The 15,271-nt window shown below is 40.6% G+C and carries 17 protein-coding genes; 10 read left to right on the forward strand and 7 right to left on the reverse strand.

Annotation, left to right across the window (positions count from 1 at the left end; all coding sequences use genetic code 11):
- Positions 1–22: 22 nt before the first annotated feature.
- Positions 23–994 (reverse strand): GTP pyrophosphokinase, encoded by a 972-nt coding sequence (locus tag HMPREF9421_RS07385; RefSeq protein ID WP_006597234.1) that lies wholly within the window; start codon positions 992–994, stop codon positions 23–25.
- Between the two features lie 26 nt (positions 995–1,020).
- Entirely contained in the window at positions 1,021–2,691 is a 1,671-nt protein-coding gene (locus HMPREF9421_RS07390; protein WP_006596395.1) for a formate--tetrahydrofolate ligase, read from the reverse strand.
- Between the two features lie 266 nt (positions 2,692–2,957).
- On the opposite strand from HMPREF9421_RS07390, the gene HMPREF9421_RS07395 reads away from it, so the two are divergent.
- The 5 genes from HMPREF9421_RS07395 (at position 2,958) to HMPREF9421_RS07415 (ending at position 7,070) form a co-directional block, all read left to right on the forward strand.
- A complete protein-coding gene (locus HMPREF9421_RS07395) occupies positions 2,958–3,644 on the forward strand; it encodes a phosphopantothenate--cysteine ligase (protein WP_006596396.1) in 687 nt (228 codons plus the stop codon).
- A gap of 6 nt (positions 3,645–3,650) precedes the next feature.
- A complete protein-coding gene (gene coaC, locus HMPREF9421_RS07400) occupies positions 3,651–4,190 on the forward strand; it encodes a phosphopantothenoylcysteine decarboxylase (RefSeq protein ID WP_006596397.1) in 540 nt (179 codons plus the stop codon).
- Entirely contained in the window at positions 4,187–4,747 is a 561-nt protein-coding gene (locus tag HMPREF9421_RS07405) for an ECF transporter S component (RefSeq protein WP_006596398.1), read from the forward strand. Before coaC ends, HMPREF9421_RS07405 begins: the two co-directional genes overlap by 4 nt.
- Positions 4,748–4,895: 148 nt before the next feature.
- Positions 4,896–6,614 carry a phospho-sugar mutase gene (locus HMPREF9421_RS07410; protein WP_006596399.1) on the forward strand — a complete coding sequence of 573 codons (1,719 nt, stop codon included), beginning with the start codon at positions 4,896–4,898 and terminating at the stop codon, positions 6,612–6,614.
- A 108-nt stretch (positions 6,615–6,722) separates the two neighbouring features.
- Positions 6,723–7,070, forward strand: coding sequence for a DUF6568 family protein (locus HMPREF9421_RS07415; RefSeq protein WP_006596400.1), 348 nt, complete (start codon positions 6,723–6,725; stop codon positions 7,068–7,070).
- A 180-nt stretch (positions 7,071–7,250) separates the two neighbouring features.
- Here the strand turns inward: HMPREF9421_RS07415 and mutY are convergent, their stop codons facing one another.
- From mutY to yjbM, 5 genes are all read right to left on the reverse strand, one after another.
- The gene (gene mutY, locus HMPREF9421_RS07420; protein WP_006596401.1) at positions 7,251–8,405 is read right to left on the reverse strand and encodes an A/G-specific adenine glycosylase; all 1,155 of its coding nucleotides are present in this window, start codon (positions 8,403–8,405) and stop codon (positions 7,251–7,253) included.
- Between the two features lie 90 nt (positions 8,406–8,495).
- Positions 8,496–9,470, reverse strand: coding sequence for a phosphate acetyltransferase (gene pta / locus HMPREF9421_RS07425; RefSeq protein ID WP_006596402.1), 975 nt, complete (start codon positions 9,468–9,470; stop codon positions 8,496–8,498).
- Between the two features lie 20 nt (positions 9,471–9,490).
- The gene (locus HMPREF9421_RS07430; protein WP_006596403.1) at positions 9,491–10,381 is read right to left on the reverse strand and encodes an RluA family pseudouridine synthase; all 891 of its coding nucleotides are present in this window, start codon (positions 10,379–10,381) and stop codon (positions 9,491–9,493) included.
- Complete coding sequence (locus tag HMPREF9421_RS07435; RefSeq protein WP_006597238.1) at positions 10,378–11,196, reverse strand: NAD kinase; 819 nt, start codon at positions 11,194–11,196, stop codon at positions 10,378–10,380. Before HMPREF9421_RS07435 ends, HMPREF9421_RS07430 begins: the two co-directional genes overlap by 4 nt.
- Entirely contained in the window at positions 11,180–11,851 is a 672-nt protein-coding gene (yjbM, locus tag HMPREF9421_RS07440; RefSeq protein WP_006596405.1) for a GTP diphosphokinase, read from the reverse strand. The genes HMPREF9421_RS07435 and yjbM overlap by 17 nt, the downstream gene beginning before the upstream one ends.
- 95 nt (positions 11,852–11,946) lie before the next feature.
- Here yjbM and HMPREF9421_RS07445 point away from each other — a divergent pair, with 95 nt between their 5' ends.
- From HMPREF9421_RS07445 to HMPREF9421_RS07465, 5 genes are all read left to right on the forward strand, one after another.
- Positions 11,947–12,513, forward strand: coding sequence for a CYTH domain-containing protein (locus HMPREF9421_RS07445; protein ID WP_006597251.1), 567 nt, complete (start codon positions 11,947–11,949; stop codon positions 12,511–12,513).
- A 62-nt stretch (positions 12,514–12,575) separates the two neighbouring features.
- Positions 12,576–13,532 carry a ribose-phosphate diphosphokinase gene (locus tag HMPREF9421_RS07450; RefSeq protein WP_040803062.1) on the forward strand — a complete coding sequence of 319 codons (957 nt, stop codon included), beginning with the start codon at positions 12,576–12,578 and terminating at the stop codon, positions 13,530–13,532.
- 9 nt (positions 13,533–13,541) lie between these two features.
- The gene (locus tag HMPREF9421_RS07455) at positions 13,542–14,669 is read left to right on the forward strand and encodes a cysteine desulfurase family protein (protein ID WP_006596408.1); all 1,128 of its coding nucleotides are present in this window, start codon (positions 13,542–13,544) and stop codon (positions 14,667–14,669) included.
- Positions 14,659–15,006 carry a DUF1831 domain-containing protein gene (locus HMPREF9421_RS07460; protein WP_006596409.1) on the forward strand — a complete coding sequence of 116 codons (348 nt, stop codon included), beginning with the start codon at positions 14,659–14,661 and terminating at the stop codon, positions 15,004–15,006. The genes HMPREF9421_RS07455 and HMPREF9421_RS07460 overlap by 11 nt, the downstream gene beginning before the upstream one ends.
- A complete protein-coding gene (locus HMPREF9421_RS07465; RefSeq protein WP_006596410.1) occupies positions 15,006–15,242 on the forward strand; it encodes a DUF4649 family protein in 237 nt (78 codons plus the stop codon). Before HMPREF9421_RS07460 ends, HMPREF9421_RS07465 begins: the two co-directional genes overlap by 1 nt.
- Positions 15,243–15,271: the final 29 nt, after the last annotated feature.

Below are 15,271 nucleotides of genomic sequence, written 5' to 3' on the forward strand. Positions count from 1 at the left end.
AGCCAACCTCTATATTATATTCTTAATTAGATTGTTTAATATATAATAAAATATCTAACAATGGTGTAATATTCCATGTATAAAAATAATTTGCTCTATCCTTAATCCAATCTTCAAAATATGCTGGAAATTCTTCCTTAAATCTTCCAAACAATTCTTCAATTGTATTAATACCTAAAGATTCACAGCAACTAACTATTTTAGAAATCCTTTCATCTTTGAACTTACCTCCAGGAGTTCTAATTTCTATGTTGTTTTCACTATATTTTTCTTTAATAAAATTCATATAAGAATCGCTATCTAATAACGCAGTAATACTAACAGAATCAATTTGAGTACTTTTTGATTGGTTAATTATTTCTTCCTCAACTCTATTAAGATAATCTTTCTCATATTTTTTAATTTCAATGAATTCATCATCAGCCAATTCTATTAAACCAGCTAATCTAGAAAATCTTCTTCTTATATTTTCAGGTACATCTCGCTCAGTTTTATAACCGAAATCATGTTCAATCTCAGCCCAAGCATGCTGTAGAATTGTCCTTATCTGAACTTCAAATTTCAAACCTTTCAAACATAAATTTTCAGACAGGTCAGCTCTAATACCATCTAATTGTAAAATATAATGTAAAGATACATAACCAAATTTTGTTGGATCTTGACTTTTTCGTTTATCTATGGAATTTTCTTTATCTAAATTAAATTCCTTTTCTAAAAGGTTGGCAATTCTATCTACATCATCCGAAAAAAAAGTTATAATCCTCAGACCACAAATATCAGTTATATCAGAAAGCTCAGTATATTTATCTTTTATTTCAATTTTCTTTTTTAAGCTTTCTTTATCTTTTATTCTTCCTTCAATTTCATGAAACTTAATGTTTTTTTCATTTAATAAACTTTTTAGCGTAGTTTTAGTATATTCTAAAAGTCTTTCATATTTTCCAATCGTGTCATCAAACTCTGATAGAATCTGTTCCGAATACTTTTCAAACATAACCTTCTCCATGTAATTATTAATTTTTAAAATAAACCAATAATAAGACCATCTTCTGCTACATCCATGTTCAAAGCAGCAGGACGTTTTGGTAATCCAGGCATGGTCATCACTTCACCTGTCAAAGCGACAATGAAGCCTGCGCCAGTCTTAGGTACCAATTCGCGAATGGTAATGTCAAAACCAGTTGGCGCCCCGAGGAGACTTGGATCATCTGAAAAACTATATTGGGTTTTAGCCATACAAACTGGCAACTTGTCCCAGCCATTTTTCACGATTTGAGCAATCTGAGTTTTGGCTTTTTTCTCAAAGACAACATTGTCTGCACGGTAAATTTCTTGGGCAATCTTAGTGATCTTTTCTTCAACAGAAAGGTCATTATCATAAAGACGAGAGTAGTTGGCTGGACTTGTTTCAAGTGTCTTCACTACTGTTTCTGCTAGGGCCAACCCTCCATCAGCACCATCAGCCCAAACGCTCGCCAGTTCAACAGGAACTTGAATAGAAGCACAGAGTTCTTTCAGAGCTGCAATTTCAGCTTCTGTATCTGTGACAAATTCATTAATAGCCACTACTACAGGAACTCCGAACTTACGCATATTTTCTACGTGGCGCTCCAAGTTAGCAAAACCTGAACGAACAGCTTCTACATTTTCTTCAGAAAGAGCATCTTTGGCAACTCCACCATTCATCTTCAAAGCACGAATCGTTGCGACAATGACAACTGCAGATGGGCTAACAGGAAGATTTGGTGTTTTGATATCCAAGAATTTTTCAGCTCCCAAATCCGCCCCAAAACCTGCTTCTGTTACCACGTAATCGGCTAAACGAAGAGCGGTTGAGGTAGCTAAAACCGAATTACATCCATGGGCAATATTAGCAAAAGGTCCCCCATGAACAAAGGCTGGAGTTCCATAGATGGTTTGAACCAAATTTGGCTTGATCGCATCTTTCAGGATTAAAGCAAGCGCCCCTTCCACTTCTAAATCGCGGACATAAACTGGACTACTATCATAGCGGTACCCGATCACAATATTAGCCAAACGGCCTTTCAAGTCTTCAATATCTGTCGCCAAGCAAAGAATGGCCATAATCTCAGAAGCAACAGTGATATCAAACCCATCTTCACGAGGAATCCCATTGAGAGGGCCGCCGAGACCGACAGAAACATGACGCAAAGCACGGTCATTCAAGTCCACTACCCGTTTCCAGATAATCCGACGTTGGTCGATGCCTAGCTCATTTCCTTGATGCAAATGATTGTCGATCAAAGCTGAAAGAGCATTGTTGGCTGTCGTAATGGCATGCATGTCACCCGTGAAATGAAGGTTGATATCCTCCATAGGGAGAACTTGGGCATAGCCTCCACCTGCTGCTCCCCCTTTAATCCCCATTACTGGACCTAAGGAAGGTTCACGAATGGCAATCATGGTTTGTTTCCCGATTTTATTTAAAGCATCTGCCAAACCAATGGTGATGGTAGACTTCCCTTCACCTGCTGGAGTCGGATTAATAGCTGTCACCAAGATAAGTTTTCCTGGCTCTTCCTTCTGAACCGCTTGGATCTTATCAAAGGTTAATTTCGCCTTGTACTTTCCATAGAGTTCTAAGTCATCGAACTGAATCCCCAATTTCTCTACCACATCTGTGATTGGTTTCAATTCAATACTTTGTGCAATCTCGATATCTGTCTTCATCTGAATCTCCTCACTATATAATAAATCTATTATACAGAAATATCACAAGGATATATATTTTAAATTTCAAACTTTACCAGTTCGTTCGGATTTTGCCTTTAAAATGGACCTTTTCGCCCTTTATTCCAATTTTTTATAGCTCTCTATACGAAATAACTATGAGTCCCCTATTCCTACCCATTACTTCCATTTTCCCCCACAAAAAAACAAAAGAAGACCCGTGTTCTTGGCTTTACTAAAATATAAAATTCTTGTAAAATAAGCCTATGAATATTTTGATTACTTCTGGTGGAACGAGTGAAAAAATCGATCAAGTTCGTTCGATTACTAACCATTCCACTGGTCAACTTGGAAAAATCATTTCCGAACAATTTTTAGAGGCAGGATTTTCTGTGACTTTGGTGACCACCCCAACTGCGGTTCAACCGAAAGCACATCCTCGTTTAACAAAAGTGATCATCAAAGATGTCGCTGAACTTCAGACAGTTCTTGAGAAAGAAACTCCAACACACCAAGTCCTCATCCATGCAATGGCTGTCTCTGACTACAGTCCTGTCTATATGTCAGGTTTTCAAGCCGTCAAAGAAGCTGCTAATTTAGAGCAATTTCTCCAGCAAACCAATCAAGAACCGAAGATTTCATCGGAAGAAGATTACCAAATCCTCTTTTTGAAGAAAAATCCTAAGTTGATTTCCTTAGTAAAAACGTGGAATCCTGACATTCGCTTAATTGGCTTTAAACTGCTGGTTAATGTACCACAGGATCAACTCCTATCCGTCGCACGTGCTAGTCTCGAAAAGAATCAGGCAGAAATGATTGTTGCCAATGACTTAAGCGAAATTCAAGACGGAAAACATCGTGCTTACTTAGTCAGTGATCAAGATGTTCAACTAGCTGAAACAAAATCAGATATTGCTCAAAAAATCTACCATCACATTACAAACAAAGGATAAAACCCTATGGCCAATATTCTACTAGCTGTAACAGGGAGTATTTCTGCCTATAAGGCGGCAGACATCACCAGTCAATTGACCAAGCTCGGTCACCAGGTGAAGGTTCTCATGACTCCTGCAGCCACAGCTTTTATCACTCCTCTTACTCTTCAAGTTCTCTCCAAACAAGCTGTCCTGGTGGAGGTTATGACGGAAGAGGATCCAAAACAAATCCAACATATTGACTTGGGGAAAGAGGCCGATCTCTTTCTAGTCGCTCCTGCTAGTGCCAATACCATTGCAAAATTAGCCCACGGCTTAGCAGATAATATCGTAACAAGCACTGCTTTGGCCCTACCATCTGAGGTAAAGAAATTCCTAGCACCCGCTATGAATACCAAGATGTTGGACCACCCCGCTACTCAAAACAATCTTGAAACCCTAAAAAGCTACGGCTACCAAATCATCCCACCGCGTGAAGCATTACTGGCTTGTGGCGATCAAGGAGCTGGAGCTCTTGCAACTGTAGATACTATTGTCCAAACTATTAAGGAGAACTGTTTATGAAAAAATCCTCATCCATTTCACGCATTGCTATATTTTTTGCGGTCATGATTACCATTCATTTTGTGACATCCTTCATTCTGCAATTTGTTCCATCAGGCATTCAACCAACCTTGGTTCATATTCCTGTTGTGATTGCCTCCATTATTTACGGGCCACGAATTGGAGCTACTTTAGGATTGCTTATGGGACTCTTTAGTGTCACCATGAATACACTGGTTTTAACCCCAGCAAGCTATCTCTTTAGTCCTTTTGTCCCTCACGGAAATCTCTACTCCCTCGTCATCGCTATAGTACCGCGTATTCTCATCGGGGTAACACCTTATTTTGTCTATAGATGGATCCGCAATCGTACAGGACTGATGCTAGCTGGGATGATTGGTTCTATGACGAATACTGTATTCGTTTTAAGCGGGATTTACTTCTTCTTCGGTAACAGCTTTGGAAAAGGAATTCAACATTTTCTTGGCTTAATTGTATCCACTAACTCACTCATTGAGGTCATAGCGACAGTCCTTATCACGGTTGCTGTCATCCCATCTCTTGAAAAAATAAAATAAAAGGTTAGGTCGAGACAGATTTGTCTGGACCTTTTTTTATCCGAAATTCCCTCCTTATTTTTGAAAAGATTTACAATTATCGCTAGAATTTTCTGAAAAAATTTGCTATAATGTAAGCGATTAATTTATAGAAATAAGGAGTTGCACTATGACTTACCAAGAAAACTACCAAAAATGGGTTGATTTCGCAGATCTTCCAGACTATCTTCGTCGTGATTTGGAAAGCATGGATGAAAAAACAAAGGAAGATGCCTTTTACACAAACCTTGAATTCGGTACTGCTGGTATGCGTGGTTTGATTGGTGCTGGTACAAACCGCATTAATATCTACGTTGTTCGCCAAGCAACTGAAGGTTTGGCTCGTTTGATCGAATCAAAAGGTGGAAACGAGAAAGAACGTGGTGTAGCCATCGCTTATGATAGTCGTCACTTCTCTCCAGAGTTTGCCTTTGAATCAGCAGCAGTTCTTGCAAAACACGGAATTAAATCTTATGTTTTTGAAAGTCTCCGTCCAACTCCAGAGCTTTCATTCGCTGTTCGTCACCTCAACTGCTTTGCGGGTATCATGATTACTGCTAGCCACAACCCAGCTCCATTTAATGGTTATAAGGTATATGGTGAAGACGGTGGACAAATGCCTCCACACGATGCAGACGCTTTGACTACCTACATCCGTGCTATCGACAATCCTTTCGCTGTAGAAGTTGCTGATGTAGAAGCTGAAAAAGCTTCTGGCTTGATTGAAGTCATCGGCGAAGCTGTAGATGTGGAATACCTCAAAGAAGTTAAGGACGTTAACATCAACCCTGCCTTAATTGAAGAATTTGGTAAAGACATGAAGATTGTCTACACACCACTGCATGGTACTGGTGAAATGTTGGCTCGTCGTGCTCTTGCCCAAGCAGGATTTGACTCTGTTCAAGTTGTCGAAGCGCAAGCAACTGCTGACCCAGACTTCTCAACTGTAAAATCTCCAAACCCAGAAAGCCAAGCAGCCTTTGCCCTTGCTGAAGAACTTGGTCGTCAAGTTGGTGCAGATGTTCTTGTTGCAACGGACCCTGACGCTGACCGTGTCGGTGTTGAAGTTCTTCAAAAAGATGGCAGCTACCTCAACCTTTCAGGGAACCAAATCGGTGCCATCATGGCTAAGTACATCTTGGAAGCTCACAAAAACGCTGGAACTCTTCCAGAAAATGCAGCCCTCTGCAAATCGATTGTTTCAACTGACTTGGTAACAAAGATTGCTGAAAGCTACGGCGCAACCATGTTTAACGTCTTGACTGGTTTCAAATTTATCGCTGAAAAAATTCAAGAATTCGAAGAAAAACACAATCACACTTACATGATGGGATTTGAAGAAAGCTTCGGTTACTTGATTAAGCCTTTCGTACGTGATAAAGATGCCATCCAAGCCGTTCTTGTCGTTGCTGAACTTGCAGCTTACTACCGTTCTCGTGGTTTAACACTTGCTGACGGTATCGAAGAAATCTACAAAGAATACGGCTACTACGCAGAAAAGACAATCTCTGTTACCCTTTCGGGTGTCGATGGTGCTGAGCAAATCAAAGCAATCATGGCGAAATTCCGTGAAAATGGTCCAAAAGAATTTAACGCAACAGCAGTTTCAATCACTGAAGACTTCAAAGCACAAACATCTACTGCAGCTGATGGCACTGTAACAGCCTTAACGACTCCTCCAAGTGATGTCTTGAAATACACACTTGCTGATGGTTCATGGATTGCCGTTCGCCCTTCAGGTACAGAACCAAAAATCAAGTTCTACATTGCCGTTGTTGGTGAAAGCAACGAAGATTCTCAAGCTAAAATTGCTAACATCGAAGCTGAAATCAATGCCTTTGTAAAATAAGCAACCACAAAAGATGAGATCAATCAATCTCATCTTTTTTCGTATCAAAATACAGCAATTTTTCGTCCTTTATGGCATACTAGATTTATAAGAAAGCGAGGTAATCTCATGGAACAATTTTTAGAAGATATTAAAGATCTTGAAGTAACCACTGTTGCGCGTGCACAAGAAGCCATCGACAAAAAAGAAACAGCAACCTTCTTTATTGGACGCAAGACTTGTCCTTACTGCCGGAAGTTCGCTGCTAAATTAGCAACTGTCGTAGCTGAAACAAAAGCTCATATCTACTTCATTAATAGTGAAGAACCAAGTCAACTTGATGCTTTGCAAGCCTTCCGTTCTACCTATGGTATTCCAACTGTCCCAGGATTTTTACATGTCGAAGCTGGGGAAGTTAGCGTTCGCTGCGACTCATCCATGTCAGAAGAAGAAATCAAAACATTCGCTCATCTATAAAAAAAATGAGGCTGGGACAAAAGTCCTAGCCTCTCAATTGTCTTTGGATTGTCGAGCAAGACGTATTGGTTGAGTGGGCTCTACTACGCTGATTCCATCAGCTTTTACAGCCCTACTCAACTGTGCGGAGGTGGGACGACGAAATCGAATTCTAACGAATGACCGATTTCTGTCCCACTCTCATTTTTCGTTTTCCGTAAAAGTCGTCCAAATCTTTTGCTGGGGTTTGGCAAAAGGATAATCTGAAAATTCATCAGGTCTTAACCAAACAGTCGATTCACTTGATTCTTGCTCTCCTTCTTTTACCAGTCCGTAACGAAGTTGAACCTGCCACTTGCGATGTGAAAAGACATGCTGGACGATAGGATAAGATCTGTCCTGCCAATCAATGGTCAAGTCATAGTCCTGTTCAAAGGAAAGAATTTCTGGGTTGTCTACTGAATGCCCCTGCCCATCCAGTAGAGACAATTGGCCCAGGTTCTCAGATAGACTATCCACTTCAATCAAAGGAAAATGCCAAAAGCCTGACAATAGTCCTTCTCGCTCATTTTTCTCCAGCAAGTAACGTCCTTGGTTATCCATTATAATAAAGGCTGTTAGATAGACTGGCACTGGTTTCTTCTTAGGAGCCTTAATGGGATAACGATCCATGGTTCCATGTTGATAAGCCGCGCTAAACTCTTTTACAGGACTCTCTTCAGGCCGTGGGTTGACCGGGGACTCAATATCTGAGCCCAAATCCATCAAGGCTTGATTGAAGTCACCAGGACGGTCCGGATCAATCAAGAACTCCATCATCGCTTGAAAAATCTTGCGATTGGTCGGGACTCCTATATCGTAGTCCACCTCAAACAAGCGGGCTAGAACACGCATGACATTGCCATCCACAGCTGGCTCTGGCAAACCAAAAGCAATACTCGCAATGGCACCAGCAGTATAAGGTCCAATTCCTTTAAGTTTTGAGATAGCCTCATAGCTTGATGGAAACACACCACCGTGGTCTTCCATCATCTGCTGAGCAGCTTTCTGCATGTTGCGAACCCTTGAGTAATAGCCCAAACCTTCCCAAGCTTTTAGAAGCTTTTCTTCTGGTGCATTGGCCAGATCCTTAATAGTTGGAAACCAGTCTAAAAAGCGTTCATAATAGGGAATGACGGTATCCACTCGTGTCTGCTGAAGCATAATCTCTGAAATCCATATTTTATAGGGATCCTGTGTTCGTCTCCATGGAAGGTCCCGCTTATGCGCATCGTACCAGGCTAATAACTTTTCTCGGAAAGAGGCAATTTTTTCCTCCTCCCACATGGTAATTCCGTAATCTTTTAAATCCATCATATTCCTAGTATACCATAGAATGACTTCTCTTTAGCGATTCTGGCTTTACCATAAAAAGGCCCAGAGAAATCCCGAGCCTTTCAATCATTCTTATTGTTCAACAGCTTGAGCTGCTGTGATCAAGGTCAATTTGTAAACGTCATCTGCATTACATCCGCGAGAAAGGTCGTTCACTGGCTTGTTCAACCCTTGCAAAACTGGACCTACTGCGGCAAACCCACCAAGACGTTCTGCCATCTTGTAACCAATATTACCTGCTTCAATACCCGGGAAGATAAAGACATTGGCTTGTCCTGCTACCTTGCTTCCTGGAGCCTTTAAAGCTGCAGTTTCTGGTACAAAGGCAGCATCAAATTGCAATTCTCCATCAATTTCTAAGTCTGGACGAAGTTCATGAGCAATTTTTGTTGCTTCAACAACTTTATCAACACTTTCACCGAAACCAGAACCTTTTGTTGAATAGCTCAACATAGCGATTTTCGGATAAATCCCAAACATCTTGGCTGTGATAGCAGAGTTGATGGCAATTTCAGCCAAGCCTTCAGCATCTGGATTGATGTTAATAGCACAGTCTCCAAACAAGTAACGTTCAGATCCACGAACCATAAGGAAAGCACCAGAAGTCCGTTTGACATTTGGACGAGTTTTGATAATTTGAAGAGCTGGACGAACAGTTGCAGCTGTTGAGTGAATCGCACCTGACACCATACCATCAACGATTCCCAGATGTACCAACATGACACCAAAGTAGTTGACATCGTCTTGCAAAATTTGACGCGCTTCTTTTTCTGTCATCTTACCCTTACGACGTTCTACCAAGGAAGCTACCATCTCATCAAAGTCTGAGTAAGAATGCGGGTCGATAACTTCGTATCCTTCCAAAATCCCTTCAATTTCAAGGTAAATGCGAATTTTATCTGGATTACCAAGCAAAACAGGCGTTACGTCTGTTTCTTTGACAATGCGTTTTGCTGCTTGCAGAATACGAGGCTCTTCACCTTCTGGTAATACAATACGAGCATTCTTACCAACGAGGTTGGCTTTGAGGCTTTCAAAAACTTCCATGAGTTTCTCCTTTGAAAAAATTAAATATTTGATAACTGTTTTAAGACTTGGCTAAAATCATCTGGCAAAGAACTTTCAATTCGAAGTTCTTCTTCCCAAAAAGGATGATAGAAAGCCAAGGAATGGCAATGCAAGGCTTGTCTAAGAATCCCATCTTCTAACGACCCTCCATAGAGATCATCTCCCAAAAGTGGAAAACCGATATGGGAAAAGTGAACGCGTATCTGATGGGTCCGACCTGTATGCAACTGGATATCTACTAGATGAATATCACCAAAAGACTGAACAACTTGGTAGCTGGTATGAGCATACTTGCCACCTTTTGCTACCTTTCGCGTAATGATGGAGTCTTCATCACGCGCAATGGGGGCAATGATGTCACCCTTACTTGCCAACTCACCCTTCCCCTTTACCAATGCAAAGTAATGTTTTTGGATGGTCTTGGCCTGAAGTTGTTTATCTAAGCGAGCATGGGCATAGCCATGTTTAGCAAAGAGCATGATCCCACTGGTATCCTTGTCTAAACGGGTGACAATATGAACCAGCTGATTCTCATACTGGTTACGAACGTAGTAGCCCTTGACAAAGTTTGCAATGGTATTGGAATGAAGAGAGCTAGGAATGGATGCCACTCCTGCCGGTTTGTTGAGGACCAAGAAATGATCGTCTTCATACAAGATTTCCAAATCACGATCAATGGCCTCCAAGGCTTCATAGCCTTCCTCAGAGGGAATATCAATCGTTACCTTATCTCCTATATCAAGAAGATATATGGCATTTTGTTCAATGCCATTCACTAAAATCTGCCCTCCAGAAAACTTTACCTTGGCCAATAACCCCTTTGAAACCTGATGCTTTTTCAGAAAGGTTTTAACCTTGACATGTTCGTCAGCGATAAATTCAAACCTCATTCGTCAATATCTCCAATAAAGGCATCCTTGACCCGATTCCAGAAACTAGTATGGCTTGGGCTCGCTACGAAATTGATCTTGTGGTTATCAATCTGGTACTCGATATGAGCGATATTTCGATAAGAATAGGTTGAATTATCAACAGAGAGAATGTGAAAACCTGGTCGGCTAGGTGTGATTTCAATCTTATCTTTTTTGGGAACAATGATTGATGACCCCAAAGTTCGATAAACACGATTATTCAGACTAGCGATTTCAGCAATCTGAAGCGCTTCGATGGTCGGATGAAGAACAGCTCCTCCCAAAGATTTGTTGTAAGCTGTACTACCTGTAGGGGTCGAAACCGTAATACCATCCCCTCTAAACCGCTCAAAATGAACGCCATTGATGGTTAAATCAGCTACCATGGTTCGATCACTGCGTTTTATCGTCGCTTCGTTAAGAGCTCGCATAATCTTCGTATCCCCATTTTCAAAAGTCACTTTGACATTCAGGATTGGATAAGACACCTTGGCACCCGTATCATACTTAAGATTTTCTACTAGTTTGTCAATCTCATCATCTAGATAGTCCGTATAAAATCCAAGATGGCCTGTATGCACCCCGACGAAACGAACCCGATCTAATTGACTCTCGTATTTATGAAAAGCCGAAAGCAACATGCCATCCCCACCGATGGAGATCACGATATCCGGATGTTTTTCAGTCAAGATAAAATTATTCTTTTTTAATTTATAACGAAGTTGTTGAAAGACCTCTTCGCTTTGGCGTTTGCGATTTCGAATAATCGAAACCTTCTTACCTGTAGTCCTCATCTGTATCATCACTATTTCCGACGCCATCGTTTAATTTACGATGCATAGGATCAAAAAGAGCTTGCGCCTCCTGAATGGCATCACGAATGGCTCCCATTTCCTCATCGAGTTGATAGGCCAAATTCGCAGTGACTTCAAGACGTTTCTTAATCTCGTCCGGAAAATCTCCTTTATATTTGTAATTTAGTGAGTGTTCAATGGTAGCCCAAAAATTCATAGACAGGGTACGAATCTGTATCTCTGCCAAAATCGTTTCATAGCCATTAATGGTATCTACTGGATATTCAACCACTACATGGTAGCTTCGATACCCACTTGATTTCTTGTGACGAATATAGTCGCGTTCTTGGACCACGCGCATATCCTGACGCTTACGCAGGACTTCTAGTACTTCATCCACGTCGTCTACAAATTGAACCATAACCCGTAGACCAGCAATATCTTGCATATCTTGAGCCAGATTTTCTTCAGTAATATTTCTGCGTTCCATTTTTTCGAGAATACTCTCAATCGGCTTCACACGACCGGTCACAAACTCGATTGGGGAATGCTTTTGTTGTTTGCGATACTGCTTTCTTATCCCACGAAGCTTAATCTTCAACTCACCAACTGCTTGGATATAGGGATCTAAAAAATTTTCCCAATCAATCGCCATTGAATCACCTTGTCATCTCAAAGTTTTTTGTATAAAATAAACACATCTATTATTATATCATAAAGAGCTTGCAAACGAAAGAAAAGGACGTAGCTATGAATCATTTAGAAATTGAATTTAAAACCTTACTAACCAAGGAAGAATACCACTCTCTTGAAGATTTTTTCAAGGACCAACCTCCTATCGAACAAACCAATCACTATATCGATACGCCTGACCAAGCTATCCGAAATCATAAGATGGCCTTGCGCATTCGTACCTTAGCGGATCGGGCTGAGCTAACCCTTAAAGTACCGCAAGAGGCAGGACATTTCGAATACAATCAAGCCCTTACATTTGATCAAGTAGAAGCTTTTCTATCCAAGAAAAAAATCCCTCAAGGTGAGATTGCCAACTTTCTCACTGATTTAGAAATTCCACTAGCTGCCTTAGATGTCTGGGGAAGTCTAGAAACAGAGAGACGAGAGAAAAAAATCCCTAAAGGCTTATTAGCCTTTGACCGTAGTCGGTATAACTCTATTGAGGACTATGAATTGGAAATGGAGGTGGATGCAGCCTCAGATGAAACTTATTTTCACGAATTTCTCAAGGAAAAACAAATCGAATACAAGCCAGCAAAAAGTAAAGTGGCAAGATTAGCTCAAAGTTTGCTAAAAAGCTGAAATTACTGAATTTTTTTGCTAAAATAAGACTAGACAAAAATATCTAAATGAGGATCAAACACATGTCAGAAAAAAACAATATGAAGCTCTTCGCACTTAACTCCAATCAAGAAATTGCAAAAAAAATTTCGGAAGTTGCTGGGATCCCACTCGGAAAGCTTTCTTCACGTCAATTCTCAGATGGTGAAATCCAAATTAATATCGAAGAAAGTGTTCGTGGCTATGATATTTATATCATCCAATCTACCAGCTACCCTGTTAACAATCACCTGATGGAATTGTTAATCATGGTAGATGCTTGCCAACGAGCTAGTGCTCATACCGTTAACGTCGTTCTTCCATACTTTGGTTATGCTCGTCAAGACCGTACCGCTGCTCCTCGCGAACCGATTACAGCAAAATTGGTTGCCAATATGTTGGTCAAGGCAGGAGTAGACCGTGTTGTAACACTCGATCTTCATGCTGTTCAAGTACAAGGCTTCTTCGATATCCCAGTAGACAACTTGTTCACGATTCCTCTATTTGCTGATCACTATATCAAACAGGGCTTAACCGGTTCAGATGTAGTGGTTGTCAGTCCTAAAAACTCCGGAGTGAAACGAGCACGTAATCTTGCTGAATATCTAGATGCCCCAATTGCCATCATTGACTACGCCCAAGACGATGCCAGTCGTGACGAAGGCTACATCATCGGGGATGTCAAAGGCAAAAAAGCAATCCTTATCGATGATATTTTGAATACAGGAAAAACCTTCTCTGAAGCTGCAAAAATTGTCCAACGAGATGGCGCTACTGAGATTTATGCTGTTTCTAGTCACGGACTTTTCGTTAAAGGAGCTGCAGAATTACTAGACCAAGCACCGATTAAAGAAATTTTAGTTACAGACTCTGTAGCAACCCAAGAACAAAAACCAAAAAATGTAAAATACATTACTGCAAGCGATTTGATTGGGGATGCCCTTGTTCGTATCCAAGAGCGTAAACCAGTTAGTCCACTCTTTGCATACCATAAGAAATAAGGTGATGGCGTGATTTATTTTGACAATGCAGCAACCACTCCTCTAAGCCCAGGAGTAATTAAGGTCATGACAGAAACGATGGAAACCAGTTTTGGAAATCCATCTAGTCTCCACTCCCACGGTCGCCAAGCAAAAAAAATTCTTAGAGATGCCAGGGAATGTGTTGCAACTTGTTTAAAAACCTCTAGTCAACAGATCACCTTCACTTCTGGCGGGACAGAAAGCAATAACACTGTCATAAAGGGCTACTGTCTCAAACATAGACAAAAAGGAAAACATATTATTACCACGGCTATTGAGCACCATGCCGTTTTGGAACCGATTGATTACTTGGTCGAGGAGTTTGGGTTTGAAGTGACCGTTATTCAACCCGTTGATCAAAAGATTCGTCCTGAAGATATTCGAGCTGCACTTCGTCCCGATACTATTTTGGTATCCACCATGTATGCCAATAACGAAACAGGCGATCTCTTACCCATCAAGGCCATTTCTGACCTTTTAAAAGACCATCCTGCTACTTTTCATGTCGATGCTGTCCAGGCCGTTGGTAAACTTTCTGTAGCACCAGAAGAGCTAGGGATCGATTTCCTAACTGCATCCGCCCATAAATTTCATGGGCCAAAAGGGGTTGGCATCCTCTATGCTAGAAAGCCTGACTTTTTCAATCTCTTACACGGGGGTGACCAAGAAGACAAGCGTCGGGCTAGTACAGAGAACTTGATTTCAATTGCTGGAATGGCTCAAGCCCTCAAAGAAGCAACTGATCAGTTAGAAGCAAATTATCAGTATGTTCAGAGCTTATCTGAACGTATCCTAATTGGCCTAGAAGATCTAGATTTCTATCTGAATAGCACAGACTCCAAACTTCCTCATGTCTTAAATATTGGCTTTCCTGGTATCAGCAATGATATCTTACTGCTTCGTTTAGACATGGCAGGGATTTCAGTCTCAACCGGCTCTGCTTGTACAGCAGGAACTGTTCAACCAAGTCATGTCCTTGCAGCGTATTACGGCGAAGCTTCGCCTCGCTTGAAGGAATCTATTCGCATTAGTTTATCTGAATTCAATACGACTGCTGAGGTCGATACTTTTATAACCACTATTCAAAAAATTTTAGGAGAATTACATGGCATTTGAAACCTCTGTCTCATTAACAGACTGCGACTACACATACGCAATCCATTCAAATATTAAAAAATATACCCTACGCGACAATACCTTTGCCCAAACAAAGGTTGGAAACTACGAATTAAATCGTCTATTAGAAGCTGTCCCAAATAGCGGAGATGGCTTTAAGCTAAAAATTATTATCAATAAGGATTTAACAGGATTTAAAATTAACATTACTGACAAGTCAGGCCTTCGTTTGGTAAATATTTTTAAAAATCCAGAAAACAAAATCATCCAACAAAAATTCTACTTCCTCATGGACAGTTTAGTTGAGCGCGAAATCTTTGAAAGGATTGAGAAGTAATGACCAATGCTCCTCTAGTCCTCACCTATTTGGATGCATACCAAAAGGAACGTCAGATTAGCTACGATAATTTGGATCACTGTCTATTAGCTTTTTCAGGCTGTGTGACCCTTCCAGATTCCTATCAGGTTGTTTCCGTGACCTACAAGGGACAAATTTTACCTTTCACTGGAAGAATCGGTGACTTCTATCGCTATCTGATTCAGTTTGATCAGAATTTAAGAAATTCCAACTAACAAAGAAAAGCACCATTTTGGTGTTTTTT

Origin of the sequence: Streptococcus australis ATCC 700641 (genome assembly GCF_000186465.1) — a bacterium.
GTDB lineage: Bacteria > Bacillota > Bacilli > Lactobacillales > Streptococcaceae > Streptococcus > Streptococcus australis.

Coding starts and splice junctions, on each gene's coding strand:
- HMPREF9421_RS07445 (WP_006597251.1), top strand. CDS start 11,947: ATGAATCATTTAGAAATTGAATTTAAAACCTTACTAACCAAGGAAGAA.
- HMPREF9421_RS07385 (WP_006597234.1), bottom strand. CDS start 994: ATGTTTGAAAAGTATTCGGAACAGATTCTATCAGAGTTTGATGACACG.
- HMPREF9421_RS07430 (WP_006596403.1), bottom strand. CDS start 10,381: ATGAGGTTTGAATTTATCGCTGACGAACATGTCAAGGTTAAAACCTTT.
- pta (WP_006596402.1), bottom strand. CDS start 9,470: ATGGAAGTTTTTGAAAGCCTCAAAGCCAACCTCGTTGGTAAGAATGCT.
- HMPREF9421_RS07415 (WP_006596400.1), top strand. CDS start 6,723: ATGGAACAATTTTTAGAAGATATTAAAGATCTTGAAGTAACCACTGTT.
- HMPREF9421_RS07405 (WP_006596398.1), top strand. CDS start 4,187: ATGAAAAAATCCTCATCCATTTCACGCATTGCTATATTTTTTGCGGTC.
- HMPREF9421_RS07450 (WP_040803062.1), top strand. CDS start 12,576: ATGTCAGAAAAAAACAATATGAAGCTCTTCGCACTTAACTCCAATCAA.
- HMPREF9421_RS07460 (WP_006596409.1), top strand. CDS start 14,659: ATGGCATTTGAAACCTCTGTCTCATTAACAGACTGCGACTACACATAC.
- HMPREF9421_RS07465 (WP_006596410.1), top strand. CDS start 15,006: ATGACCAATGCTCCTCTAGTCCTCACCTATTTGGATGCATACCAAAAG.
- yjbM (WP_006596405.1), bottom strand. CDS start 11,851: ATGGCGATTGATTGGGAAAATTTTTTAGATCCCTATATCCAAGCAGTT.
- coaC (WP_006596397.1), top strand. CDS start 3,651: ATGGCCAATATTCTACTAGCTGTAACAGGGAGTATTTCTGCCTATAAG.
- HMPREF9421_RS07435 (WP_006597238.1), bottom strand. CDS start 11,196: ATGAGGACTACAGGTAAGAAGGTTTCGATTATTCGAAATCGCAAACGC.
- HMPREF9421_RS07395 (WP_006596396.1), top strand. CDS start 2,958: ATGAATATTTTGATTACTTCTGGTGGAACGAGTGAAAAAATCGATCAA.
- mutY (WP_006596401.1), bottom strand. CDS start 8,405: ATGATGGATTTAAAAGATTACGGAATTACCATGTGGGAGGAGGAAAAA.
- HMPREF9421_RS07390 (WP_006596395.1), bottom strand. CDS start 2,691: ATGAAGACAGATATCGAGATTGCACAAAGTATTGAATTGAAACCAATC.
- HMPREF9421_RS07410 (WP_006596399.1), top strand. CDS start 4,896: ATGACTTACCAAGAAAACTACCAAAAATGGGTTGATTTCGCAGATCTT.